The organism is Kaistia geumhonensis, assembly GCF_030815145.1.
GTDB classification, from domain to species: domain Bacteria; phylum Pseudomonadota; class Alphaproteobacteria; order Rhizobiales; family Kaistiaceae; genus Kaistia; species Kaistia geumhonensis.
This window is the reverse complement of the sequence record NZ_JAUSWJ010000001.1, coordinates 635,077-660,310: the sequence shown is the minus strand read 5'-3', so window position 1 is coordinate 660,310 and position 25,234 is coordinate 635,077. Positions and strand designations below refer to the sequence as shown.

The window sequence follows — 25,234 nt, the reverse complement described above, 5'->3', positions numbered from 1 at the left end:
CGCTGCTCACGAAACAACCTCGGGCGCCGGTCGCGGGCCGCGCACGACGATGCCGAGCGTATCGCTCTCCTCGACCTGCCGCAGCCTTTCGGCGGCCTCGGCGGCCTCGCGCTGGCGGTTCCACATCGATGCGTAGAGTCCGTCCTCGCGGATCAACGCCTCGTGGCGACCGCGCTCGACGATGCGCCCGCCCTCGAGAACGATGATCTCGTCGGCATTCACCACTGTCGAAAGCCGATGCGCGATGACGAGGGTAGTGCGCCCCTTCGAGACGCGGTCGAGAGCGCCCTGGATTTCGCGCTCCGTGTGCGTGTCGAGCGCCGAGGTGGCCTCGTCGAGCACCAGGATCGGTGGCGCCTTCAGGATGGTCCGCGCGATGGCGATGCGCTGCTTCTCGCCGCCCGAGAGCTTCAGTCCGCGCTCGCCGACCTCGGTGTCGTAGCCCTTGGGCAGCGTCTCGATGAAGCCGGCGATCTGGGCCATGCGCGCCGCCTCGCGAACTTCCTCCTCGCTCGCGCCGGGCCGGCCGTAGCGAATGTTGTAGGCAATGGTGTCATTGAAGAGGACAGTATCCTGCGGAACCATGCCGATAGCCGCCCGGACGCTCTTCTGCGTCACGTCGCGGATATCGGTGCCGTCGATGGTGATCCGACCGCCGGTCACGTCGTAGAAGCGGAACAGGAGCCGCGAGATGGTCGACTTGCCCGCGCCCGATGGTCCGACGATCGCGACCGTCTGCCCGGCGGGGACCGTGAAGCTGACGCCCTTCAGGATCGGCCGCTCGACATCGTAGTGGAAGGTGACGTCCTCGAACCGCACCGTGCCTTCGCTCACCGCGAGAGCTGGCGCGCCCGGCTTGTCCTGCACCTCTTCCGGCACTTCGAGCAGGTCGAACATCGCCTCGACATCAGCGAGGCCCTGCTTCAGCTCGCGATAGATGGTGCCGATGAAGTTGAGCGGGAAAGAGAGCTGGATCAGCAGCGCGTTGATCATCACGAAGTCGCCGAGCGACTGCGTGCCGTTCAGGATCGCGACAGCGGACAGCACCATGCAAACGGTCATTCCGGTGGTGAAGATCACCGTCTGGCCGATATTGAGCCAGGCGAGCGAGGTCCAGGTCTTGACCGACGCAGCCTCGTAGCGGGCCAGCGACACGTCGTAGCGCGCCGATTCCATGTCCTCGTTGCCGAAGTACTTGACCGTCTCGTAGTTGAGCAGCGAGTCGACGGCCTTCGAGTTGGCCTCGGTGTCCGAAGCGTTCATCGTGCGGCGCAGCGCGATGCGCCAGTTCGAGGCGACGATCGTGAACCAGACATAGGCGACGATCGTCGCGACGATGACGCCGAGATAGGTGAGGTTGAACTGCCAGGCGATCACGATCGCCGCCAGCACGAATTCAAGCAGCGTCGGCGCCGTGTTGAGGATGATGTGGTCGACGATGGCATCGACGCCCTTCATCCCGTGGTCCATCGTCCGCGACAGGCCGCCGGTGTGGCGCTGGAGGTGAAAGCGAAGCGACAGGCGGTGCATGTGCACGAAGGCGCGATGGCCGAGCTGGCGGATCGCATGCTCCGAGACGCGCGCGAAGAGCGCATCGCGTAACTGGTTGAAGACGTTGAGCATGATGCGACCGCCGCCATAGGCGACGACCAGCATGATGGGGACCGTGAGGAGCGCGGCGGTCCCCGTGGCGGCCGCACCGGCGGCGGGGTTGCCGCTCAGCGCGTTCGTCGCCCACTTGTAGAAGAACGGCACCATGACCGTGATCAGCTTGGCGATCACGAGGACGACCAGCGCGCCGACGACGCGGGCGCGAAGGTCGGGCCGATCGGCCGGCCAGATATAGGGCCAGAGCTGGCGAATGGTGTGGATGGCCGGGCGTTCGTCGGGACGCTTGATCGCGCCTGACGCTCCGGCCTTGCCCGCGGCGGAAGGGCCGCTCGTCTCGGCGCTGGTGCTCACGCCCGATCTCCTTCAAAGGCGCCGCCGGACGGCGCGAAGCGGTCCGGGGCGCCGGGCCCTTCAGGGCACCTGCGACACCGCCGGACGGCGCTTTTCGCGAAATTTCATTACATGTGGGGATGCAGCCTCATTCCGTCCAGCGGGTATCGCCGGCGGGGAGGAGGAAGACCTGGCCGGGATAGATCAGGTCCGGATTGCGGATCTGATCGTTATTGGCCTCGTAAATGGTCGAGAAGCGGACACCCTTGCCATAGAGCTTGCGCGAGATGGTCCACAGATTGTCGCCGCGCTTGATGACGACCTTTTGAAGGTCGGCGCTCCCCGTGCTTGCGACGCCGGCCGAGCCGCCACCTGCGGTTCCGACGCCCATCAGCGTCGCGACGTCGCCCGTCTGCTGGAAGGGGACCTCGGCGCGAGCGATCACCTTGCCGGTGTCTTTCTCGATCCTGTCGGCGCGGATCGTATGCTGGCCGGAGCCGACGGCACGATCGGTCGCGATCTGCCAGCGGCCGTCCTCGTCCGCCGTCGCATCACCCACCACGACGCCGTCGACATAGATGCGGACGATGCCGCCGATCGCCGCCGAGCCGGAGATGAAGAGCTTGCCGTCCTGGAAGGCGACGGCATCGACAGTGACGTCGGGCTTCGGGCCCGAAGCCGTGCCGTCAGAGGGCTGGGGCGTCTGCAGCACCTTGGTGGCGCCGCCCGGCTCGTCGAGCACGACGAGGGGGCTGCTGCCCGGCTTTTCGGGAACGCTGACGGCGACGCTCTGTTCGGACAGTGTCTCGGTCTTCTTGTCCGGCGAGGTCGTGCGGATCGTCAGGTCGTGCGAACCCGGTTCGAGAGGTGCGTCGAGCGTCATCGCCCACTCGCCGCGATCGTTGGCCGTGCCCTCCGCGATCGTCTTCGCGCCGTCCATGATCTGGACACTGGCGTTCGGCTCGGCCGTTCCCGCGACGACCGCCTCGCCGCTCGGCTCGACGCGCACAACGTCGAAGCTCGGGGCAGCGTTCGCGGATGCCGAGGCGTTAGGGGCCGGAGTTGCCGGTGCGGAAGCGGCGGACTCCGAAGCCGGAGCGGTGGCCGTGGCGTTGGACGAGGGAGACGTCGGTGCAGGCGCGGCGGCAGTCTCAGCGGGGGCGGAATCGGATGGGGCGGCTGGTTTTGCGGCGCCGTCCGCAGCCGGCGGTACCACCGAGACCTCAACGGTCTCTCCAGCCTTCTGGTCCGGCCGAGATGACAGAGCATAGTAGCCGCCGATGATGAGGACCACGATGACGATGACCGCTGCGATGCGGCCCGCCCAGCTCTGACCCGCGTTACCCTGTTCAGCCATTGACGAAAGGACCTGCTCTACCGGACGGAGACTCGACTCCGCTGCCCCATGAGCCCGTTTTCCTTTGCCGGCAGGCATTCTACTGCCTGCGGAACGGGCTTTTCATGGCCTTTTATACGCGCTTTCGCTCTGCTCACAAGCCGCCCGGAAGCGGCATTTTCCCTTGGGACGCCGCCATTCCGGACCGCTTGACGCCTCGGGTTGCGGATGCGAGGAAGGTCGCATGACCCAACTTCGTTCGATCTGCGTCTATTGCGGCTCTTCGGCGGGCGGCGATCCGGAATATGCCGCCTCCGCGATGGCCCTCGGCCGGGCCATGGGCCAGGAGGGTATCGGCCTCGTCTATGGCGGCGGCTCGATCGGCCTCATGGGCATCGTCGCGCGCTCGGTCATGGAAGCAGGCGGCCACGTCACCGGAATCATCCCGCAGTTCCTGAAGGAACGCGAGGTCATGCTCGAGACGGCGCACGAACTGGTCGTGACCGCCGACATGCACGAGCGCAAGCGGACGATGTTCGATCGCGCCGACGCCTTCGTCGCGCTGCCGGGTGGCATCGGCACGCTGGAGGAACTCGTCGAAATCCTGACCTGGGCGCAGCTCGGCCAGCACAAGAAGCCGGTGCTGATCGCCAATATCAACGGGTTCTGGGACCCGCTGGTCCTGCTCCTCCGCCATATGGCCGACGAAGGCTTCATCCGCGACGGTTTCGAGGTCCGCTATCTCGTGGCGGACCGGGTCGAGGAGGTCGTCCCGAAGCTGCGCGCCGCCATCGCGTCGACTCCGCGGGCGAAGCCGGCGCCAGGCGCCGGCGACGCGATCCCGATCGGCGATATGTAATCGCGTCAGCCGCTGCGGATGCCGGACCGCACCAGCTTGTAGATGATCGAATCGATCAGCGCCTCGAACGACGCGTCGACGACGTTCTCCGAGACGCCGATGGTCATCCAGCTCTCGCCGGTGTCGTCGCGGCTCTCGATCAGAACGCGGGTGACCGCCTCGGTGCCGCCATTGAGGATACGGACCTTGTAGTCGACCAGCTCGAGGTCGGCGATCACGTCCTGATAGACGCCGAGATCCTTGCGCAGGGCTCGGTCGAGCGCATTGACCGGACCGTTGCCCTCGGCGACCGTCAGGAGCCGCTCACCGCCGACGATGAGCTTCACCACCGCCTCGGAGACCGACACCTGCTCGCCGAGCGCATTGTGACGGCGTTCGACCGTGACGTGGAAGCTCTCGACGGTGAAATAGTCCGGGACGCCGCCGAGCGTTCGACGCGCGAGAAGCTCGAAGGAGGCATCGGCGCCTTCGTAGGAATAGCCGATCGCCTCGCGCTCCTTGACCTCGGCGAGCAGCGCATCGAGACGGCGGTCGCCCTTCTCGACGCTGATGCCGAGTCGCGCCAGTTCGGCGAGAAGGTTGGAACGGCCCGCCTGGTCGGAGACGAGCACGCGGCGATGATTGCCGACCTGTTCGGGCCGCACATGCTCGTAGGTGCTCGGATCCTTGACGATCGCCGAGGCGTGGATGCCGGCCTTGGTCGCGAAGGCGGAAGCGCCGACATAGGGGGCCTGCCGGTTTGGCGCGCGGTTCACGATCTCGTCGAACCGATGCGACAGCTGCGTCAGCCCTGTCAGTGCCGCTTCGCTGATGCCCGTCTCGAAGCGGCCGGCATAGAGCGGCTTCAACATCAGCGTAGGGATGATCGAGGTGAGGTTGGCATTGCCGCAGCGCTCGCCGATGCCGTTGAGCGTGCCCTGGATCTGGCGGGCACCGCCGCGGACGGCCGCGAGCGAATTGGCGACCGCCTGCTCGGTGTCGTTATGGGCATGAATTCCCAGATGGTCGCCCGGAACATGCTCGCTCACCGCGCGGACGATCGCCTCGATCTCCTCCGGCTGGCTGCCGCCATTGGTGTCGCAGAGCACGATCCAGCGCGCGCCGGCCTCAAAGGCGGCGCGGGCGCAGGCGAGGGCATAGGCAGGATTGGCCTTGTAGCCGTCGAAGAAGTGCTCGCAATCGACGAGCGCTTCCTTTCCGGCGCCGATCGCCGCCTCGACTGACTGGCGAATGCCCTCGACGTTCTCCTCGAGCGTCGCGCCGAGCGCGAGCCTCACCTGGTGGTCCCAAGTCTTGGCAACGAAGCAGATCGCGTCCGATTGCGAGGCGAGCAGCGCCGCGATGCCGGGGTCGTTGGAGAGGCTGACGCCGGCGCGCTTGGTCATGCCGAAGGCGGTGAAGCGGGCACGCGCCGTGCGCTTCTCGGTGAAGAAGCGGGTGTCGGTCGGATTGGCTCCAGGATAGCCGCCCTCGACATAGTCGACCCCGAGCTCGTCCAGGAGGCCTGCAATCAGGATCTTGTCGGCGACGGAAAAGTCGACGCCGTTGGTCTGGGCGCCATCGCGCAGCGTGGTATCGAAAAGGGTGATGCGTTCCCGGCTCATTCTTTCGGCCCTGCCTCGTCGTCGGCTTCGGAGCGGACATCCCAGGTGGTCCAGAGGGCACCCGTTTCCTCGTCCTTGCCGTCGATAATGACCAGACCCATGCCGTCGAGCGCCTTGCGAATGCTGTCGGCCTTCGCGAAATCGCGGGCGCGGCGGGCGTCGATACGGTCCTCGATCAGGCGTTCGATCAGCGCTTCATCGAGATGCGGGGTGGTCATGGCAGAGTCTTTCGAAAGGGCCGGCGCGGATTTGCGGCCGGTTTCCGCACCGTGCGGAAGGTGGACGGTCATACTCTCGTGGCCGCGGCAGGCCAACCGGAATTTGTTACGGTCTTCGCGACGGAAGCCGATCACGCGATCGTTGAAACCCGAAAGCCTTGCATCTTCGTAAGGCTCCATTACTTCCCCGCCGTATCACGACCCGCCCGACAAGCGAGTCCGGCATCATCCTTCCGCAGCAGCCACGCCATGCGCCGGCCTGCGAACGCCCGGACGCCATGCAATGCCCGCCCGCCTGCTGCCTGACCGCATTCTCCTTCCGCTGATCGTCGCCTGCGCGCTGTTCATGGAGAATCTGGATTCGACCGTTCTCGCCACGGCCCTGCCGACGATCGCGCGAGACTTCGGCATCAGTCCCATCAACCTGAAGCTCGCGCTGACTTCCTATCTCCTCACCATCGCGGTCTTCATCCCAGCATCCGGCTGGGTGGCTGATCGCTTTGGCGCCCGAACCGTCTTCCGCGTCGCGATCGTCCTGTTCACGCTCGGCTCGATCTGCTGCGGCCTATCCAACTCGATCGAGGAGATCGTCGCATACCGAATCCTGCAGGGCCTCGGCGGTGCCATGATGGTTCCGGTCGGACGGCTGGTGATCCTGCGCTCGGTGCAGAAGTCCGAACTCGTCGGCGCGCTCGCCTGGCTGACCGTTCCGGCGCTGATCGGTCCGGTCGTCGGACCGCCGCTCGGCGGCTTCATCACGACCTATTTCGACTGGCGCTGGATCTTCTGGATCAACGTGCCGATCGGCATCCTCGGTCTCTTCCTTGCGACACTCTACATTCCCGACATCCGCGGCGAGGAGCGCGTGCCGTTCGATTATCCGGGCTTCGTGCTGTCCAGCTTCGGCATCGCCGGCTTCGTCACGGGCTCGACCTCGCTCGGTCTCAACCTCATGCCGCTGCCCTATGTGCTGGCGCTGCTGCTGGGCGGAGGCGGGCTGCTGGTCGCCTATGTCGTCTACAGCCGGCGCCTCGCCAACCCGATCCTCGACCTGTCGCTGTTCGCCATTCCGAGCTTTCGGGCCAGCGTCATCGGCGGCCTGCTGTTCCGCATCGGCATCGGCGCCATGCCCTTCCTGCTACCGCTGATGCTGCAGCTGGGATACGGGCTGACGCCGTTCCAGTCGGGCTCGATCACGTTCGTCTCGGCCATTGGCGCCATCGCGATGAAGTTCGTTGCGCCGCCGCTCCTGCGCCGGTTCGGCTTCCGCAGCGTGCTCATCGCCAATTCCTTCATCGCGGCAATCTTCATCGGCATGCCAGCCGCCTTCGACATTGGCACGCCGCTGCATCTCATCACGGCGCTGCTGTTCATCGGCGGTTTCTTCCGCTCGCTGCAATTCACGAGCGCCAATGCCTTGTCCTTCGCGGATGTGCCTCAGGCGCGCATGAGCCGCGCGACCAGCCTCACCAGCGTCTTTCAGCAGCTCGCCATGTCGATCGGCGTCTCGGTCGGCGCCATTGCGCTGGAGCTTTCGCTGGCCGGCACCGATGGAACGATTGAGGTCGGTACCTTCCACCCGGCCTTCATCGCCATCGGCCTGATATCAATGAGTTCGGCGATCTTCTTCATGCGCATGCCGCGCAATGCCGGCGAGGAGATGGCCGGCCGCAAACTGAAGCCGAAGCCGCTCGCCCCGGATCCGGTGACGGCGATGCGCGAGCGCGCCTGATCAGGGGCGCCAGCTCTCGTCCTCGCCGGGGCCGTCGTCGTGACCTTCCGGCTCGTCGGCCTGTGCGGCGCGGCGACCCTTGAAGCCCTTGGCAAGGATGAAGAGTTCCACCGAGCCGGCTCGGCTCGCCGGCGGCTTCAGGTGATGGACGGTCGCGAAGTTCTGCTTGAGCGTCGTCAGCAGCGAACTCTCGGCGCCACCGCGAAAGACCTTCGACAGGAACGAGCCGCCCGGTTTCAGCACATCGAGCGCGAAGTCGGCGGCGACCTCGCAGAGGTAGGTGGTACGCAGGTGATCGGTCTGCTGGTGGCCGGTCGTCGGCGCCGCCATGTCGGAAAGCACGACATCGGCCGGGCCGCCCAGCGCCGCCTTGAGCGCGGCGGGTGCGTCCTCGTCGAGAAAGTCCTTCTGGAACAGGATGACGCCCGGAAGCTGGTCCATCTCCAGATAGTCGATGGCGACGACATGCGGATCGGTGTCCGACGAACGGACGCGTTCGACCGCGACCTGCGACCAGCCGCCGGGCGCTGCCCCAAGGTCGACGACCTTCATGCCGGGCGCCAGGATGTGATGCTTGTCGTCGATCTCGATCAGCTTGTAGGCGGCGCGCGATCGATAGCCCTCGCGCTTCGAGCGGGCGACATAGGGATCGTTGAGCTGGCGTTCGAGCCAACGGGTGGAAGAAGCCGTGCGGCCACGCGCCGTCTTCACACGAACCGTCAGTTCGCGCCCACCCGGTCCCTTGCCCGTGCCTTTGCCCCCAGGAGTCTTCATTGCGTCCGCCCGCCCTGTCGTGCCGCGCGGCGCCAGACGCCGTCCTCCGACATCATTTCAACGAGGATGCCCTCGCGCAGGCCGCGATCGGCGACGCGCAGGCGCTGGCAGGGCCAACGCCGGCGGATCGCCTCCAGAATCGCGCAGCCGGCGAGAACGAGATCGGCGCGCTCACGACCGATGCAAGGATTGGCCACACGCGCGGCGTAGTCCATGCCGGTGATCACCGCCATCATGCGGTTGACCTCGTCGGCCGACAGCCAGGTTCCGTCGACCTTGCGGCGGTCGTAGCGCGGCAGGCCGAGATGCACGCCGGCCAGCGTCGTGACGGTGCCCGAAGTGCCGAGCATGTGGAGGTTGCCCCCGGCGATTGCCTTGTCGAGCGCCGCCGCCTCTGGAAAGGCGGCGAGCATCGCCGCGACCTCGGCCACCATAGCCTCGAACACGCGCTCGTCGACCAGCTCGCCGCCATGGCGCTCGCTGAGCGTGACCACGCCGACCGGTAGCGACACCCAGGTACGGATCCGGTCCGACATGCGGCGGCGGTTGCGGTCGGCCGGGCGGGTCAGGTCGATCCACACGAGTTCCGACGAGCCGCCGCCGATATCGAACAGCAGCGCACCGCTGGTGTTCGGGTCGATCAGGGAGGCGCAGCCGGCAACGGCGAGTCGGGCCTCGGTCTCGCGGCTGACGATCTCGAGCGAAAGGCCGGTCTCGGACTGGACGCGATCGAGGAAATGCGCGCCGTTCTCGGCGGCGCGGCAGGCCTCGGTCGCGATCAGGCGCCGCCGCGAGACGCCGCGGTCACGAAGCTTGGATTCGCAGATGCGGAGAGCTTCGACGGCCCGGTCCATCGCCGCGTCGCCGAGCCGCCCGCTGCGTCCGACGCCTTCGCCGAGGCGCACGATGCGCGAGAAGGCATCGACGACATGGAAGCCGCGATCGCGCGGCCGCGCGATGAGGAGCCGGCAGTTGTTGGTGCCGAGATCGAGCGCGGCGTAAAGGCCGTCCCCCTGGCTGCGCGACGCAATCGGCGGCGCGGTGGGCCGGGGAGGGGACGGCTTCTGAATGGGTTGAGGCGGCACGGCAGGCCTGCGCTCGGCTGCGCGAGGCCCTGGTGTCTGCCCGACGCGCGCCTCGGCGCCCGCTGCATAGACGGGTCGCCGCTTCTTGCGGCGGCGGCCCTTCTTCTTCGACGGAGCCGGACCGGCAGCCGGTCCGTGTCCGTCACGGGACACCACAGGGTCGGCGCCAGCCGGCGCACCCCTTGCGGGCGCCCCGGAATCCGCGTGAAGCGGTTCCTCGCCCGATATCGTCACTTCAAGATCCTCAGCCGCTGCGGCGCGGAAACCGTCCGGCGCGCGGCTCATCGAGTGCGTAGTTGGCCAAGAGTGTAAGCAGCATGGCGCGCCGGTACAAGCGCGCCCCTCCGGTGGACCAGCACCGCGCGGCGCCTGCGTCATGGTTTCGTCATGCCGCCATGGCAGGCAAGCCGCGGATTGGCGGCCCTTTCGAGGGCTTCCGCAGCCGCGAAGGCCGCGCTAGAAGCGGTCGACGTCTTCCGCCGCCTGCCACAAGGACACGACATGACCGCGATCATCGACATCACCGCCCGCCAGATCCTCGACAGCCGCGGCAATCCGACGGTCGAGGTCGATGTGCTGCTCGAGGACGGCTCGCTGGGCCGCGCCGCCGTGCCCTCGGGCGCCTCGACCGGCGCGCATGAGGCCGTCGAGCTGCGCGACGGCGACAAGTCGGTCTATCAGGGCAAGGGTGTCCTGAAGGCTGTTGAAGCGGTGAACACCGAGATCTTCGACGCCATCGGCGGCATGGAGGCCGAGGACCAGGCTCTCATCGACACGACGATGATCGAGCTCGACGGCACCCCGAACAAGTCGCGCCTCGGCGCCAACGCGATCCTCGGCGTCAGCCTCGCGCTCGCCAAGGCGGCGGCCCAGGCGGCCGGCCAGCCGCTCTACCGCTATGTCGGCGGCGTCAATGCCAAGGTTCTGCCGGTCCCGATGATGAACATCATCAATGGCGGCGCCCATGCCGACAATCCGATCGACTTCCAGGAATTCATGATCCTCCCGGTCGGCGCCCCTTCGCTGGCCGAGGCGGTCCGCTGGGGCTCGGAGGTTTTCCACACGCTGAAGAAGGCGCTCAAGGACGCCGGTCACAACACCAATGTCGGCGACGAGGGCGGCTTCGCGCCGAACCTGCCGTCGGCGGTCGCCGCGCTCGACTTCGTCACCAAGGCGATCGAGAAGGCCGGCTACAAGCCGGGCGAGGACATCTATCTCGGCCTCGACTGCGCCGCGACCGAGTTCTTCAAGGACGGCAAATATGTCTATGAAGGCGAGGGCGTCACGCGCTCGATCGACGAGCAGGTCGCCTATCTCGCCGATCTCGCCGCCAAGTTCCCGATCATCTCGATCGAGGACGGCATGAGCGAGGACGACTGGGCGGGCTGGAAGCAGCTCACCGACGCGATCGGCAAGAAGGTTCAGCTCGTCGGCGACGATCTCTTCGTGACCAACACGACCCGCCTTTCGCGCGGCATCAAGTCGGGCACCGCCAACTCGATCCTCGTCAAGGTCAACCAGATCGGCTCGCTGACCGAAACCCTCGATGCCGTCTCGATGGCGCACAAGGCGGCCTACACCGCCGTCATGTCTCACCGTTCGGGCGAGACGGAGGATTCGACCATCGCCGATCTCGCGGTCGCCACGAATTGCGGGCAGATCAAGACCGGCTCGCTGGCCCGCTCGGACCGGACCGCCAAGTACAACCAGCTCATCCGCATCGAAGAGCAGCTCGGCATTCAGGGCGAGTATGCCGGCCGCGGCATCCTCAAGGCCTGACGCCGCCGCGACGGTGACAAGCGCGTCGGTTGTGCCTAGACTCGCGTCTCATCTACCGGGACGCGAGTCGCTGCGGACACGTATCGCGCATTTCCGCGGCTAGATCACGGCACGGCAACGGCCGTGCCGTCTGACCACCGATGTCCGCCCGGACGACACATGTCGGGTGAGCGGATGATCGCGGAGTATCCCGCGCCGAGCGGCGGACGCGCCGTCGTATGAGCCAGAGCCCCGACATTGGGCAGCGCATTCGCGACATGCGCCGCCAGCGGCGGCTGACCCTGCAGCGCGTCGCCCAGCTCTGCGGACTCTCCGTCGGCTTCCTCAGCCAGGTCGAGCGGAACATCACCCGCCCGTCGCTCGATTCGCTGACCGAAATCGCCGGGGCGCTCGACACCACGATTGGATCCATCCTGCACCAGCCCGATCTTCCGATCGCCGTCTCGCGTAGCGAGGGTCGGGTGGCGCATCAGGTGCGCGACAGCGCCGCGGCCTATGAGCGGCTGTCGACGAGCTATCCCGGCCAGATGCTGACGGCCATCAAGCTGACCCTGCCGGCGCCTTTCCAGTCACGGACCTTCGCTTTCCCGGGCGAGCAACTCACCTATACCCTCGCCGGCACCGCCCGTTACGTCATCGAGGGCGTCATCTTCGAGCTCCAGCCGGGCGACTCGCTGCATTTCTCCACCGCTCGTCCGCATCGGCTGCTGAACGAGAGCGGTGCGCTGCTCGAACTGCTCGTCGTCAGCACGCAGCAGCTCTTCGACGAGTATCACCGCATCATGCCGCAGATCTTCCAGCGCGACGGCGCCGCGCGGAACGGCGCCGCGCCCTGACCACCACCAGGGATCGCTTGACCGTGACGGAACGGCGGACCGATCATCGTCCGGTGCTCCAATCGATCCCGTCCGCCGCTATCCGGAGACATCGAGATGACGTCTGTCGCGCGCCTCGCCGCCGTTCTTGCGGCCATGGCATTCCTGATCTTGGGCGGGCCAGCGCCGGCCGGCGCCTCCGGCGCCCCTGTGAGGGTCTCGTCTACCGTCAGCTATGAGGAGATCGGCCGCTGGGATGCGGCGAAGCTGAACGGCATCCTCACCAAGGACGCGCCGGCCTTTTTCGGCATCGACGTGACCTATACGCCCGCCGTGAACGCGGTCCGGCTCTATCGGATCACCTACGGCTCGGTGGTTCCGGAGAAGGGCAACCAGCCGATCGTCGCGACCGGTCTCCTTGCCGTCCCCGATACGGGGGGCAAGAGCTTCCCGCTGCTCTCCTACCAGCACGGGACGGTGTACGGGAAAGAGCAGGTTCCCTCCTTCCCGGAGCAATCGACCGAGACGCAGCTAGCCCTCGCCCAGTTCGCCGGCCAGGGATATGTCGTGATCGGCGCCGACTATTTCGGCATGGGCGCGTCAACCGAGCCGGAGGGCTATGTCGTGAAGGCGAGCCAGCAGCAGGCGCCCTTCGACATGCTGCTGGCATCGAACGCCGTGCTCGAGCACCTCGGGATCGAGACGACGAAGCTCTTCCTCGGCGGCTGGTCGCAGGGCGGCTACGTCACCATGGCCTTCCTTCAGAGGCTGGAAGAAAGCGGCGTCAAGGTCGACGCCGCGGCAACGGCCAGCGCGCCGGTCGACGTCTATGCGCTGCTCAGCGGTAATCTCGATTTCCCGCGCGAGAACGACGCGACCTGGATGCCGACCATCTTCATCCTCGCCGCCTTCTCCTACGAGAACTACTACGGCGTTCCCGGCCTCGCCCGGTCGCTCATCAAGGACGAATACTACGAGGCGGCGCGCAAGCTTTACGAGCGGGAGCCGGTGGAGGCGAAGGATATCCCGACCAAGGTCAGCGAACTGGTGCGGAAGGATTATTTCGATCCGACTTTCTTCGGTCGTTCCGTGCTTGGCCGTCTGGCCGCGGGAAACGATGTCTATCGCTGGATCATCCGCACGCCGGTCCGCAACTTCTATGGTGAGTCCGATGAGGCCATTCCGACCAATCTCGGCCGGCTCGCGATGACCTATCAGCAGGCGATCGGCAGCGGCAACACGGCGGTCGAGGCCGTCTCGACCGGCGAGACGACCCATCGCGGCACCTATGCCAAGTCGGTGCCGCTCTGGAAGAGCTGGTTCGACGGTCTCTGAGGGCCCTGGGGCTCAGGTCTCGCGACGGAACGTTAGGCCGTGTTCCACCGCCCCGCGGCCGAAGCGGTCTCTGACCTTGTCGATCGCCGCCTCCGCCGCCGCGCGCTTGGCGGCGGCCGGGTCGAGGAGATCGTCGGGGTCGGCCAGGACCGGGTCGGCGAACTGCGAAAGCGAGACGCCGATCAGCCGATAGGCGGTGCCGTCGATCTCGCGGGCGAGGAGTTCCTCGGCCGAACGGAAGATCCGGTCCGCCAGCTTTGTCGGATCGGAAAGATGACGCGCGCGGGTGCGCAGCTTGAAGTCCGCGCTCTTCAGCTTCAGCGTCACCGTGTGCGCGGCGAGGCCGGCGCGCTTCAGCCGCCCGGCCGCCTTTTCGCAGAGCCGGCGCAGGATCGGGCGGAGGTCGGCAAGCTCGGCGATGTCGTCGTTGAAGGTCGTCTCGGCGCCTATCGACTTGGCGTCGTGGCGGGGATCCACAGCCCGGCGGTCGTCGGCGCGGGCGAGACGGGCAAGGCGGAGGCCCATCGAGCCATAGCGCCGCGCGAGCTCCGTTTCTTCCATCCGCTGCAATTGGCCGATCGTGCGGATGCCGTCCTCGGCCAGCCGCCGCTCGAACGCCTTGCCGACGCCCCAGATCAGCGAAACCGGCTGCGGCGCGAGAAACCCGACGGCCTCGGCGCGACCGATGACAGAGAAGCCGCGCGGCTTGTCCTGGTCCGAGGCGATCTTGGCGAGGAACTTGTTGAAGGAGAGGCCGACCGACACGGTGATGCCGATCTCCTTCTCGATGCTCCGTGCGAAGCGGGCGAGCAAGACGGCCGGCGGCGCGCCGTGCAGCTTCTCGGTGCCCGAGAGGTCGAGGAATGCCTCGTCGATCGAGATCGGCTCGACGAGTGGCGTCATCCTCAGCATCCGCTCGCGGATTTCCCGCCCGACGGCGACGTATTTCTCCATGTTCGGCCGAATGACGACCGCGTCAGGGCAGAGCTTCAGCGCCTGGAACATCGGCATCGCCGAGCGCACGCCCTTGATGCGCGCGATGTAGCAGGCGGTCGAGACGACGCCGCGCCGCGCGCCGCCGATGATCACAGGCTTGTCGGCGAGGCTCGGATCGTCGCGCTTCTCGATCGAGGCATAGAAGGCATCGCAGTCGATATGTGCGACCGAGAGCGCGAACAGTTCGTCATGACCGAGGATGCGCGGCGAACCGCAGGCGCGGCAGCGTCGCCCGAGGCCCGCCGGGGTGAAACAGTCGCGACAGAAGGCTGGCTGAGGTGCGGCGTTCATCATCGCGGTCGGAAGCTTCGGCGCAGCCCGCGAGCCTAGACGACCGTCCGTCCGCCCACAATTCCCGCACTTGGTTGCGGCGCGGCAAGCGGCGGTGATATAGCGGGTCCGGCCGCTCCGGGCGGCCCCGTCCACCGCAGGGAACCGACCATGTCCGTCGACATCGCCACCGTCAAGCGCGTCGCCCGACTCGCCCGCATTGCCATCTCGGAGGAGGAGGCGGTGTCGTTCCAGTCGGAGCTGAACGCGATCCTCGGCTTTGTCGAGCAATTGAACGAGGTCGATGTCGCCAATGTCGAGCCGCTCAACTCGGTCGTCGCACAACGCATGAAGATGCGCGACGACGTCGTGACGGACGGCTTCTATGCGGAGAAGGTTGTCGCCAACGCGCCCGCGTCCGACGACGGCTTCTTCATGGTGCCCAAGGTCATCGAATAGGCGTCACCGCCGCCCGCGACCCGAACCGATTTCTGCAAGGCGATACCGATGACCCGTGCCGACGACCTGACCGCCCTTTCCATAGCCGAGATCCGCGACGGCCTCGCGGCCCGGTCCTTCTCCGCGGTCGAGCTCACCAAGGCCTATATCGCGGCAATCGAGGCCGCGCGCTCGCTCAATGCCTATATCGTCGAGACGCCGGAGAAGGCGCTGGCGATGGCCGAGGCCTCCGACGCTCGTCTCGCGGCCGGCGAGCAGCGCCCGCTCGAGGGCGTGCCGATCGGCGTCAAGGACCTGTTCGCGACCGAAGGCGTGCACACCCAGGCGGCGTCCAACGTCCTCTCCGCCTTCAAGCCAACCTACGAGTCGACCGTCACCGCCAATCTCTGGGCCGACGGCGCGGTCATGCTCGGCAAGCTTAACATGGACGAGTTCGCGATGGGCTCGTCCAACGAGAGTTCCTATTACGGCCCCGTCACCAATCCCTGGCGCAAGGAGGGATCGAACCTTCCGCTCGTTCCGGGTGGCTCCTCTGGCGGTTCCGCGGCGGCGGTCGCGGCGCGGCTTTGCGCCGGCGCGACGGCGACCGACACTGGCGGCTCCATCCGCCAGCCCGCGGCTTTCACCGGCACCGTCGGCATCAAGCCGACCTATGGGCGCTGCTCACGCTGGGGCATCGTTGCTTTCGCCTCGTCGCTCGATCAGGCCGGACCGATCGCCCGCAATGTCCGCGACGCAGCGATCCTGCTGAAGTCGATGGCCTCCGTCGATCCCAAGGACACGACTTCGGTCGATCTTCCGGTCGGCGACTACGAGGGATCGGTCGGCCAGTCGGTGAAAGGGCTGCGGATCGGCATTCCGCGCGAGTATCGCATCGACGGCATGCCGGCCGAGATCGAGGCGCTCTGGCAGCAGGGCATCGACTGGCTCAAGGCCGCCGGCGCCGAGATCGTCGACATCTCGCTGCCGCACACGAAATATGCTCTGCCGGCCTACTACATCGTGGCTCCGGCCGAGGCTTCGTCCAATCTCGCGCGCTATGACGGCGTTCGCTACGGGCTTCGCGTGCCGGGCGAGGATATCGTCGGCATGTACGAGAACACCCGCGCTGCCGGCTTTGGCCGCGAGGTGAAGCGCCGCATCCTGATCGGCACCTATGTCCTCTCGGCCGGCTATTACGACGCCTACTACGTCAGAGCGCAGAAGATCCGCACGCTGATCAAGAACGATTTTGACGTCGCCTTCGCCGCCGGAGTCGATGCGGTGCTGACGCCTGCAACACCGTCGGCCGCCTTCGGCCTCGCCGAGATGGCGATGGCCTCGCCTGTCGAGATGTATCTGAACGACGTCTTCACGGTGACGGTGAACATGGCCGGCCTGCCGGGCATCGCGGTGCCGGGCGGTCTCGACAAGAGTGGGTTGCCGCTCGGACTGCAACTGATCGGCCGTCCGTTCGAGGAGGAGACGCTGTTCCGCCTCGGCCATGTCATCGAGGACGCGGCCGGCACCTTCTCGCCGACCCGTTGGTGGTGATCGGCCATGGCGAAGTCTCCGGCAGAGTGCCAGACCAAAGCTGACATCCGCACCGAGATCGATCGCCTGGACACGGAACTGGTGATCCTGCTCGCGCGGCGTTTCGGCTATGTGCGGCGCATGGCCGAGCTCAAGACGTCACCCGACGAGGCGCTGGTTCCGGCCCGCGTCGAGGAAGTGCTCGCGCGGGTCGCTGAACGCGCGACCGATCTGGGGCTCGATCCTGGTCTCGCCCGATCGCTGTGGACAACGCTCATCGATTGGAACATCGAGTATGAGCGCGAGGCGATCGCCCAGAGGACCGGCGGCGCCTGAGCACCGCCGGCATTCTTGCGTCATCTGTTGTCGAGCTGCGCCCTGACGGCGAACAGGCCCTGCCGCGTGATGCGATAGGGTCCGCCGCTGCTTGACGCGATGAAGCTGCGTCGGCGCAGCCTCTGGAAGAGGTCGAGCGTGACATCGGCGAGCCGCCAGCCGTCACGAGTGATGCAATCGACCTCTATGATGCGGCCGTCCTCGCCCTTTAGATGCTGGATGAGGCCGCCCTGAGCGAGTGCGTGCAGCACGCGCTGCTCGCGTTTGGAAATGTTCATGATGGAAACGTCGAAGTGCCGGTGATCGAAGCCGCGTGTCAGCGGGCCGGGAGCGCATCGCTCTCGGGCTTCTTTCCCTGCCGCACGGGCAGGGGATCAGCGGGACTCTGACGTGGTAAACATCCAAACTCCTGTCGGACAGCAGTCATCTAGCGAGCGTTGCCGCGCTGCGCAAGGACATGGAGGCTGCTTCGGTCCGACCGCGGGCCGGCGTTGCGCGCCGGCAACGCTGCCTCAGGCGGCCGGCTTCTCGAGGACATAGATGCCGACATCGATCGCTCCGGCCCGGAACCCGCCCTCACAATAGGCGAGGTAGTAGTCCCACAGCCGGCGGAAACGCGTGTCGAACTTCATCTTCTCGATCTGCGGCCAGGCGGCGTGGAAGCGTGTCCGCCATTCGGCGAGCGTCCATGCATAGCTCGCGCCATGCAGTTCCTCATGTGCGAGCACGAGACCGGCCGCGCGGGCCTGCGCCTTCAGCATGGCGGGGGTGGGCAGCATTCCGCCCGGGAAGATGTAGGTCTGGATGAAATCGGGATTGCGCCGATAGGCCTCGAACCGGTTCTCGTCGATGAGGATCGACTGGATCACCGCCTTGCCACCCGGCGCGAGTCGCCTCCAGAGCGTCTCGAAGTAGGAGGGCCAGTATTCCTCGCCCACCGCCTCGATCATCTCGACCGACACGATGCGGTCGAACACGCCGTCGACGTCACGATAGTCCTGGAGGCGCAGATCGGCCAAAAGCGCGGCGCCGGCCAGTCTCGCCCGCGCATAGGAGAGCTGCTCGGTCGAGAGCGTGACGCCGGTCACGGCACAGGATTTCTCCGCCGCGAGCCGCTCCGCGACGGCCCCCCAGCCACAACCGATCTCGAGCACACGCTCGCCGCCGGCAAGGTCGAGAAGATCGACGATCCGGTCGAGCTTGCGCTGCTGCGCCGTCTCGAGCGTGTCACCGTCCGCGCGGATCGCAGAGGAATACTGCATGCCGCGATCAAGCCAGCGCTCGTAGAAATCGTTGCCGAGATCATAGTGGAAGCTGATATTTCGCCGGCTTCCTTCTCGGGTGTTTCTCCGCCCGCGGTGCTCGAGGCGGCGCCGGAGACGCGACGCGAAGAAGCCTTCTGCTGGCGATCCAAGCGATTCCTCGTTGAGCGCGAGAAGCTCGATCAGAGCAGGCAGGTTTGGCGACGACCAGTCGCCCGCTATGTAGCCCTCGGCGAAGCCGGTCGCTCCCCCGGTGAGCACGCGGCGCAGCGCCCGGATGTTCGCGATCGAGATCGTGGCTTCGGGACCGTCGAGAGCGCCCTGGCGCTCGACTCGGCTGCCGGCCGGTGTCACGACGACGAGGCGGCCGTGCCTGAGCCCCCGCGTCAGCATGCGCACCAGCGGCCCAGCGAAGTCGGGCAGCAGTCGCGCGCCGATGCCCGGTCTCGATTCGATCATGCGCTCGCGTACCGACATGCGACCTCTCAGGCTTGTCTTTCGGGAATCAGGGTGACTGCGTCGGCGGGCGGGGCAGGGCGGCGCGTCAGTGGAACGCCCTTCAGCCACAGCTTCAGCGCCTCGTAATGAATGCCGGCGATGACCTTCAGCGTCAGCAGAGGGTGGCTCACGAGCGCGCCGAAGAGGCCGGCATCGGTCATCGGCCGCCGGACGCCCGACATCGCCGTTGCGATCACGAGTCCGTCGGCGTCGAAGCCGTTCACGCCGAGCGCCACCTGATCATCGGGGACGCGCACGGTGAAATCGTAGGAGAGATCCATGCCCATGAAGGGGGAGACGTAGAATTCCTTGCGGCAGCCATGGCGAAGTACGGCGCCGGCCGCCGCGTCCTCGCCCGCCGGCGCAATATAGAAATGCCGCTGTCCGAAGGTGTTGTTCACTTCGTAAACGATCGCTCCCACCCGGCCGTCTGCATGATGGCAGAAAAAAATGCTGATGGGGTTGAATACGTATCCGAGCACGCGGGGCATCGTGAGGAGGCGCATCGGTCCAGCGGGCGGCGCGATGCCCGCCGAGACGAGCCGGCGCTCGATCTGCTGACGCAGCGAGCCGCGTCCATCCCATCCATGGTCGGCATCGTGGAAGGACAGGAGGTTGAAGCGGTTACGGGAGAATACGCGCAGCCGGGCGTCTAGCGCCTCGATCTCGTCGAGGTCGAGCAGCATCCAGAATACGCGGTATTTCAGCGCGTGCCGGCGCGGCCTTGCGCGCCGATGCGTCACCTTTCCGGTGAAGAGCGCCGAGGCGCCGCTCATTCGGCAGCCTCCGCCGGAACGATCGGCAGCGAGGCAGGAATCCGGCCGTTCTCGTTGGCGACACGCCACGGCCGCCTGACGCCGCCGAGACGTTCGGCGACGGCAAGGCCCGACTGGAGCCCGTCTTCGTGGAAGCCGGCCCCGAAATGCGCGCCGCAGAACCAGAGCCGCCGCCGACCCTGCATCGCCCAGAGCGGCGCCTGGGCCGCCGTCGCCGAAGCATCGAGGATCGGATGCTCGTAGACTTCGCTGTGAACGAGCGTTCCGGATCGCGGCGGACGCGGCGGATTGAGGGTGACGAAGAGGTTGCGCCCCGGGATGCCCTGAAGCTGGTTCATCCAATAGGTTACTGTGAGGGCGTCTCCATGCTCGATATAGTTCCAGCTCGACCAGACGCCCTTGCGCTTCGGCATCAGGCTCTCGTCCAGATGGAGCGCCGCGAGGTTGCGGCTGTATTTGAAGGCGCCGAGCAGCGCCGTTTCCTCGCGGTCGGGATTGTCGATGAGCGCGAGCGCCTGGTCTGCGTGGGTCGCCAGCACGGCGTGATCGAAACTCTCCGACCCGCCGCGCGAATCATGCACGGTCACGGCGTTTGCGCTGCGGGTGATGCGCCGGACCCCGCAGCCGAGCCGCAGCGAGCCGGCGAGCAGCGACGCGAAGGCCTCGACGTAGCGGCGGCTGCCACCGTCGACGGTGCGCCATTCGGGGCGGCCCCTGACGAGGAGCAGTCCGTGATTGATGCAGAAACGGACGAAGCCTGCGGCGGGATAATCGAGGATGCGGTCGGCGGGCGCCGACCAGATGGCGGCCGCCATCGGCAGCAGGTGATCGTCACGGAACGCCGTGCTGTAGCCCTTCATGGCGAGATAGTCACCGATCGTCGGGCCGTCGGCTACGGCCGAAAGATCCTTCGGCGCCTCGCGGTAGAATCGCAGGATGTCGCGCAGCATCGACCAATAGGCCGGCCGCACCAGGTTCGTCTTCTGCGCGAAGATGCCGCCGAGGCCGGTCCCGGAATATTCGAGGCCGCCGCCCCGCAGCGAGACCGCGAAGGACATGTCGGACGGCTTGGTCGCAATATTGAGATGTTCGAACAGCGCCGTGAGGTTCGGATAGGCCGGCTCGTTGTAGACGATGAAGCCGGTATCGACCGGCACCGAAGTGTCGCCGAGCCTGGCCGTCACCGTATTGGAATGGCCACCGAGCCGGTCGCCGCGCTCATACAGCGTGACCTCGTGACGGCTCGACAGCAGCCACGCGGCGGAAAGCCCGGAAATACCCGAGCCGATCACCGCTATCCTGAGGCGCCGTCCTTCGCTCACGCTTGATGCTCCATCGCCATCGTTGCTGGTGATGACACATACGGTCGCGATCGAGGATTGGATGCATGATCCGAACGCGATATCCGTCCGTAAGAGGGGGCATGAACCAGGATGTCGGTCGAAGAACGAGACGGCAGGTGGAGCAGGGGGCGTTGCTGATGCAGCAACCCGACTCGGCCGAGCTTGGGCGCCTTATCGAGGCTGTGGGGTTGAACCGCGACCGCGCGGCCTTCGCCCGGCTCTTCGAGCATTTCGCGCCGCGGCTGAAGACCTATCTCATGCGCGCCGGGGCAGCTCCCTCGGCGGCCGAGGATTTCGCGCAGGAAGCGATGTTGACGGTCTGGCGAAAGGCCAGCCTGTTCGATCCGCGTCGCGCCGGCGCATCGACCTGGGTGTTCACCATCGCCCGCAATCTGCGCATCGACGCGCTCCGCCGCGAGAAGCTCGACAGTCGCGAGCCAGACATCACGGAGCTGCCGGACGATCCGCTGACGCCGGACGCGATCCTTGCCGGTGCGGACGATACGATCCGGGTCGGATCGGCGCTCTCGGCCCTATCCGACGATCAGGCCCGGCTGATCAAACTGTCCTATTTCCACGAGAAGGCTCATGCCGAGATCGCGCGCGAACTCGGCATTCCGCTTGGAACGGTCAAATCGCGTCTGCGTCTGGCCGTGATCAAGCTCCGGAGCCTGCTGAGCGAGACGCAATGACGAGGATTGTCCATATTCCCGCCGAGGAAACCCTTCTGGCCTATGCGGCCGGGACGCTGCGCGCGCCCGAAGCGGCCGTCGTTGCTGCCCATATCGCGCTCTGCCCCGAGTCGGAGCGTTTCGTCGCCGATCTTCAGGCGCTCGGAGGCGCTCTTCTCGGCAGCCTTTCGCCGACGGCGCTCTCCGCCGACTCGCTCGGCCGGATGATGGCCCGCATCGACGCCGATGGCGGCGAGGCCGGCGCCGAGTTGCCGATGAACGACATGTCCGACCTGCCGGAGCCGCTGCGGCGCTATCCGCTCGGCCCCTGGCGCTGGCTCGGTCCGGGTACACGCGTGCGCAGCGTCGGCGTGCCGAAGGACGGGGATTGCCGCGTTCTCATGTTCAGCATCGGGCCCGGTCGCAAGATGCCGCAGCACACGCATGACGGCGTCGAGATGACCCTGGTCCTCGAAGGCTCCTATCGCGACGAGAGCGGCCATTTCGGCCCTGGCGATTTCGAGGAGGCCGATACGGCGACGGACCATCAGCCTGTCGTCGACTCGGACATCCCCTGCCTTTGCCTTGTCGCGCTCGACGGCCAGATCCGCCTGTCCGGCCTCGTCGGCCGCATGATCCAGCCCTTCGTCCGGCTCTAGCAAGGGGTCGGACGGGGCTCCTCTCGGAGCTTCCAGCCATGTCGGCCAACCTCGCGACGCTTTTTGTCGGACTGATCGCTGCCGCGATCGTTCTCGTCGCTGCCATGACTTCTGCATGGCTGGTGCAACGCCGCACCGGCAATGCCGGATGGTCTGACGCGTTCTGGTCGTTCGGAACGGGCGCGGCCTGCCTCGTGGTGGCTTTGCTGCCGGTCGCCGGGACGGGATGGCCGACGACGCGCCAACTCATCGTCGCCCTCGCCGTGGCGGTCTGGTCGATCCGGCTCGGGAGCCATATCGCGGCGCGCTCGCGCGCGGCGACGGAGGAGGATGCCCGCTATGCGGCGCTCCGGCGCGAATGGGGCGCGGACTTCCAGCGCCGCCTCTATGTTTTCCTGCTGATTCAGGCCGGCGCCGGCTGGCTGCTGACGCTTCCGGTGCTGGCCGCGGCCCAGAATCCGCGGCCGGGCCTTACCTGGCAAGACGGCCTTGCGATCGTCGTCTTCGCCGCCGCCGTGTTGGGCGAGTCGGTCGCCGACCGGCAGATGCGCGCCTTCCGCGAGGCGCATGCAGGCGAGCACGGCCGCATCTGCGATACCGGGCTGTGGGCCTGGTCGCGACATCCCAACTATTTCTTCGAGTGGCTGGGCTGGTGCGCCTATCCGGCGATGGCGATCGGGCTCGGCTACCCTCTCGGATGGCTGTCGCTGGTCGGACCGCTGCTCATGTATTGGCTGCTGGTCCATGTCTCCGGCATTCCGCTCCTGGAACAGCATCTCGCCGCCAGCAGGCCGGACGCATTCCGTCGCTATGCGGAACGCGTGCCGGCCTTCTTTCCTCGTCGTCCGCGGCGGACGAGCTAGATCGCCATTCCCGTCCAGCGGCCGATCATCCGCACCGCGAGAACCGCGAGCAGGGCCGTCACGCCGCTGAGCAGCGTTCCCCAGGCCATGTCGATGACGGTGATGGTCGTCCCCCAGCCGCGCATGGTCGCGTAGTTGGTGAGGTCGTAGGTGCCGTAGGCGAAGAGGCCGAGCAGGGCGCCCGTGACGAACACGCTCGCCGTTTCGCCGCTCCGCAGCGCCGGCAGCACCGCGAACCAGGCGAGACCGGCGGCATAGAGCAGGTAGAAGATGATCGCCGGCACCGGACGGAAACCGTCGATCAGAAGGTCGCCGAGCAGGGGCCGGTAGATTCGCGCCGCCATCGTTCCGAGCCAGACGCTGTCGATGGCGGCGAAGATCACGAGCGTGACGACATAGGAGACGGGATAAAGCATGGGATCCTCTCTGGAGTTCCCACGAGAAACGAACGGCCGGCGGAACTGGATCGTCCCGCCGGCCGCATTGTGTCACGAGGTGCGCAAAAGGCGCGGCCTCGATGCGCTTACCAGGAGCGCTTCATCCAGAGGTTCACGGCCCAGATGTCGCCGTCGGTATCGTCGGCGACGCCGCGATCGATGTCGGCATGCGAATACTGGCCGTCGAGCATCAGGTCGAGTCCGTTGACCGGGGTCCAGCCGGTCGACGCGACGAGACGATAGGCGTCGATCGTGGTGTTGTCGAAATAGCCGTCGCCATCATAGGAGGCGTAACCGCCCGAAACCGCCGACCAGACGGCCGGGGTCCAGACATGCTTGTAGGAAGCGAGAGCCGACCAGCTCGAACCAGGCGCCACGGCCGCGAAGAAATTCGCGTCGATCGAGTTGGCGCCGTTGCCCACGATGCCGGCCACCGAGGTGCCGCCGGCGATGCCGGTGTAGGAGTTGGCGTTGTCGCCATACGAAGCCGTGACGAAGAACTTGTCGCCCTTCGAGAAGCTGTCGAGCGAGAATTCGGCGCTGCCGCCGACCGCCCAGCCATCCTGCGCATCGTAGAAATAGGGATTGAGGGCCGTGCCGGTGCCGGTGCGGTCGATAGCGTCGTTGACATAGGCGGCGGCGATCTTCGCGGAGAAGATACCCGAAGCATAGGTCAGGGCGCCGACGATGTCGGGGATATTGTCCTGGCCGCCGAGGGTCAGGTCGCCCGGTGCGGCGCCACGGTCGCGCTGGTCCTCGATGGAGAGCGCGAGGCCGACCCCGTTGATGGCGTAGGTGAACTGGATGTGGTCGGTCTTGGTGTCGGAACCGAAGGCGCCGGTGTCGGTGTAGCCCCGGCCGAAATCGAACAGCGAGGTGAAGCGGCCGGCCTTGACCGGGCCGATCGAGAGCCAGGCGCTGTCAACATAGGCCGAATTGGTGGCCGAGTTGATGATCTGCGTCGCCGACTGCGAGAAGTTGCCGGCATTGCCCGTCTTGGCGCGATAGTCCAGGAAACCGGTGAGGTTGCCGAACTCGGTGACCGACGACGCGGTCAACTGGACCGAGGCCTCGGTGTAGAAGTTCGACCAGTTGCTGTTCGGATAGATCGAGTTGTAGATGCCGAAATCGGTGTCGCCGAAGGCGGTGCCGAACTTCACATAGCCACCGACCTTGATGCAGGTGTCAGTGCCGGGCGAGTAGAAGAAGCCCTTGCCGAAGGCGTCGCACACCTTCACGTAGTCCACCGGCTCGGCGACCGTGAGATCCGCGGCCTGCGCGCTGCCGGCGGCGAAGATCGCCGCGGCGGAGCCGAGAAGCAGATGCTTGAAATTCATGTCTGACCTCTTCCTGAGGAAGACCCTCGGCACGAACCGAAACACGCCGGAAAGCGGAAGTCTTCCGCCGTCCAAGCTTATCCGTAGGCCGGGTGCCCCCATTTGCTGTATTCACCGGCCTTTTTAGAAGCCGTCGCCCGTTGCGACCCCTCGCATCGGGTTGCCGGGAGACTAGCCACAGCTTCCGTCTTCGGCATGTGAAGAACGTGTCACAATCTCCGTCCTCATCTTACGACAAGGCTCTGTGGCGCAAATGTCTCAGCGCGTCTGGCGGCGAAAATGACAGTAAAACGACAAGCCGGTTAACGATACAAGACTCATACAACCAGCGTCGGGT

The 25,234-nt window shown here is 66.4% G+C and carries 24 protein-coding genes; 11 read left to right on the top strand and 13 right to left on the bottom strand.

Translation table 11 applies throughout. From position 1 onward, the window contains the following. Positions 1–6: 6 nt before the first annotated feature. Positions 7–1,899 carry an ABCB family ABC transporter ATP-binding protein/permease gene (locus tag QO015_RS03095; RefSeq protein WP_266282496.1) on the bottom strand — a complete coding sequence of 631 codons (1,893 nt, stop codon included), beginning with the start codon at positions 1,897–1,899 and terminating at the stop codon, positions 7–9. A 190-nt stretch (positions 1,900–2,089) separates the two neighbouring features. Further along, entirely contained in the window at positions 2,090–2,950 is an 861-nt protein-coding gene (locus QO015_RS03090) for a LysM peptidoglycan-binding domain-containing protein (protein WP_266281529.1), read from the bottom strand. A 571-nt stretch (positions 2,951–3,521) separates the two neighbouring features. On the opposite strand from QO015_RS03090, the gene QO015_RS03085 reads away from it, so the two are divergent. Continuing rightward, positions 3,522–4,136 (top strand): LOG family protein, encoded by a 615-nt coding sequence (locus QO015_RS03085; RefSeq protein ID WP_266281530.1) that lies wholly within the window; start codon positions 3,522–3,524, stop codon positions 4,134–4,136. 5 nt (positions 4,137–4,141) lie between these two features. Here QO015_RS03085 and cimA read toward each other — a convergent pair whose 3' ends face one another. After that, positions 4,142–5,740 (bottom strand): citramalate synthase, encoded by a 1,599-nt coding sequence (cimA, locus tag QO015_RS03080; protein ID WP_266281531.1) that lies wholly within the window; start codon positions 5,738–5,740, stop codon positions 4,142–4,144. Beyond that, positions 5,737–6,138 (bottom strand): hypothetical protein, encoded by a 402-nt coding sequence (locus QO015_RS03075; RefSeq protein ID WP_266281533.1) that lies wholly within the window; start codon positions 6,136–6,138, stop codon positions 5,737–5,739. The genes cimA and QO015_RS03075 overlap by 4 nt, the downstream gene beginning before the upstream one ends. Before the next feature lie 103 nt (positions 6,139–6,241). On the opposite strand from QO015_RS03075, the gene QO015_RS03070 reads away from it, so the two are divergent. Beyond that, positions 6,242–7,690 (top strand): DHA2 family efflux MFS transporter permease subunit, encoded by a 1,449-nt coding sequence (locus QO015_RS03070; protein ID WP_266281535.1) that lies wholly within the window; start codon positions 6,242–6,244, stop codon positions 7,688–7,690. On the opposite strand, the gene QO015_RS03065 is transcribed toward QO015_RS03070, so the two are convergent. After that, a complete protein-coding gene (locus tag QO015_RS03065; RefSeq protein WP_266281536.1) occupies positions 7,691–8,464 on the bottom strand; it encodes an RlmE family RNA methyltransferase in 774 nt (257 codons plus the stop codon). Further along, positions 8,461–9,549, bottom strand: a complete 1,089-nt coding sequence (locus tag QO015_RS03060; protein ID WP_370877387.1) for a Ppx/GppA phosphatase family protein — start codon at positions 9,547–9,549, stop codon at positions 8,461–8,463. The genes QO015_RS03065 and QO015_RS03060 overlap by 4 nt, the downstream gene beginning before the upstream one ends. A 501-nt stretch (positions 9,550–10,050) precedes the next feature. Between QO015_RS03060 and eno the strand changes: the two genes are divergently transcribed. The 3 genes from eno to QO015_RS03045 all read left to right on the top strand — a co-directional run bounded on the left by eno (position 10,051) and on the right by QO015_RS03045 (position 13,478). Continuing rightward, positions 10,051–11,328 (top strand): phosphopyruvate hydratase, encoded by a 1,278-nt coding sequence (eno, locus tag QO015_RS03055; RefSeq protein WP_266281539.1) that lies wholly within the window; start codon positions 10,051–10,053, stop codon positions 11,326–11,328. Between the two features lie 218 nt (positions 11,329–11,546). Beyond that, the gene (locus tag QO015_RS03050; RefSeq protein ID WP_266281540.1) at positions 11,547–12,164 is read left to right on the top strand and encodes a helix-turn-helix domain-containing protein; all 618 of its coding nucleotides are present in this window, start codon (positions 11,547–11,549) and stop codon (positions 12,162–12,164) included. Positions 12,165–12,260: 96 nt separating this feature from the next. Beyond that, positions 12,261–13,478, top strand: a complete 1,218-nt coding sequence (locus tag QO015_RS03045; protein ID WP_266281541.1) for an alpha/beta hydrolase family protein — start codon at positions 12,261–12,263, stop codon at positions 13,476–13,478. 12 nt (positions 13,479–13,490) lie between these two features. On the opposite strand, the gene QO015_RS03040 is transcribed toward QO015_RS03045, so the two are convergent. Beyond that, on the bottom strand, positions 13,491–14,765 hold the full coding sequence (locus QO015_RS03040; RefSeq protein WP_266282497.1) for a DNA polymerase IV: 1,275 nt from the start codon (positions 14,763–14,765) through the stop codon (positions 13,491–13,493). A gap of 150 nt (positions 14,766–14,915) precedes the next feature. Here QO015_RS03040 and gatC point away from each other — a divergent pair, with 150 nt between their 5' ends. From gatC to QO015_RS03025, 3 genes are read left to right on the top strand one after another with little or no spacing between them, the layout of a single operon-like run. Further along, positions 14,916–15,203, top strand: a complete 288-nt coding sequence (gene gatC / locus QO015_RS03035) for an Asp-tRNA(Asn)/Glu-tRNA(Gln) amidotransferase subunit GatC (protein WP_266281543.1) — start codon at positions 14,916–14,918, stop codon at positions 15,201–15,203. 48 nt (positions 15,204–15,251) lie between these two features. Beyond that, positions 15,252–16,736, top strand: a complete 1,485-nt coding sequence (gatA, locus tag QO015_RS03030; RefSeq protein WP_266281544.1) for an Asp-tRNA(Asn)/Glu-tRNA(Gln) amidotransferase subunit GatA — start codon at positions 15,252–15,254, stop codon at positions 16,734–16,736. A 6-nt stretch (positions 16,737–16,742) separates the two neighbouring features. Continuing rightward, positions 16,743–17,051, top strand: a complete 309-nt coding sequence (locus QO015_RS03025) for a chorismate mutase (protein WP_266281545.1) — start codon at positions 16,743–16,745, stop codon at positions 17,049–17,051. Between the two features lie 20 nt (positions 17,052–17,071). On the opposite strand, the gene QO015_RS03020 is transcribed toward QO015_RS03025, so the two are convergent. The 4 genes from QO015_RS03020 to QO015_RS03005 all read right to left on the bottom strand — a co-directional run bounded on the left by QO015_RS03020 (position 17,072) and on the right by QO015_RS03005 (position 20,909). Next, positions 17,072–17,329 (bottom strand): YjhX family toxin, encoded by a 258-nt coding sequence (locus QO015_RS03020; RefSeq protein ID WP_266281546.1) that lies wholly within the window; start codon positions 17,327–17,329, stop codon positions 17,072–17,074. 234 nt (positions 17,330–17,563) lie between these two features. After that, entirely contained in the window at positions 17,564–18,790 is a 1,227-nt protein-coding gene (locus QO015_RS03015; protein WP_266281547.1) for an SAM-dependent methyltransferase, read from the bottom strand. 8 nt (positions 18,791–18,798) lie between these two features. Next, positions 18,799–19,587 (bottom strand): DUF1365 domain-containing protein, encoded by a 789-nt coding sequence (locus QO015_RS03010; RefSeq protein ID WP_266281549.1) that lies wholly within the window; start codon positions 19,585–19,587, stop codon positions 18,799–18,801. Continuing rightward, a complete protein-coding gene (locus QO015_RS03005; protein ID WP_266281550.1) occupies positions 19,584–20,909 on the bottom strand; it encodes an NAD(P)/FAD-dependent oxidoreductase in 1,326 nt (441 codons plus the stop codon). The genes QO015_RS03010 and QO015_RS03005 overlap by 4 nt, the downstream gene beginning before the upstream one ends. A gap of 158 nt (positions 20,910–21,067) precedes the next feature. Between QO015_RS03005 and QO015_RS03000 the strand changes: the two genes are divergently transcribed. From QO015_RS03000 to QO015_RS02990, 3 genes are read left to right on the top strand one after another with little or no spacing between them, the layout of a single operon-like run. After that, entirely contained in the window at positions 21,068–21,622 is a 555-nt protein-coding gene (locus QO015_RS03000; protein ID WP_266281552.1) for a sigma-70 family RNA polymerase sigma factor, read from the top strand. Continuing rightward, the gene (chrR, locus tag QO015_RS02995) at positions 21,619–22,260 is read left to right on the top strand and encodes a cadmium/peroxide/UV radiation responsive anti-sigma factor ChrR (protein WP_266281553.1); all 642 of its coding nucleotides are present in this window, start codon (positions 21,619–21,621) and stop codon (positions 22,258–22,260) included. The genes QO015_RS03000 and chrR overlap by 4 nt, the downstream gene beginning before the upstream one ends. Positions 22,261–22,298: 38 nt before the next feature. Continuing rightward, entirely contained in the window at positions 22,299–23,123 is an 825-nt protein-coding gene (locus QO015_RS02990) for a DUF1295 domain-containing protein (RefSeq protein ID WP_266281554.1), read from the top strand. On the opposite strand, the gene QO015_RS02985 is transcribed toward QO015_RS02990, so the two are convergent. Both QO015_RS02985 and QO015_RS02980 read right to left on the bottom strand, forming a co-directional pair. Next, positions 23,120–23,539 (bottom strand): DUF2177 family protein, encoded by a 420-nt coding sequence (locus QO015_RS02985; protein ID WP_266281556.1) that lies wholly within the window; start codon positions 23,537–23,539, stop codon positions 23,120–23,122. The genes QO015_RS02990 and QO015_RS02985 overlap by 4 nt on opposite strands. Before the next feature lie 107 nt (positions 23,540–23,646). Continuing rightward, positions 23,647–24,897 (bottom strand): porin, encoded by a 1,251-nt coding sequence (locus QO015_RS02980; protein ID WP_266281557.1) that lies wholly within the window; start codon positions 24,895–24,897, stop codon positions 23,647–23,649. Positions 24,898–25,234: the final 337 nt, after the last annotated feature.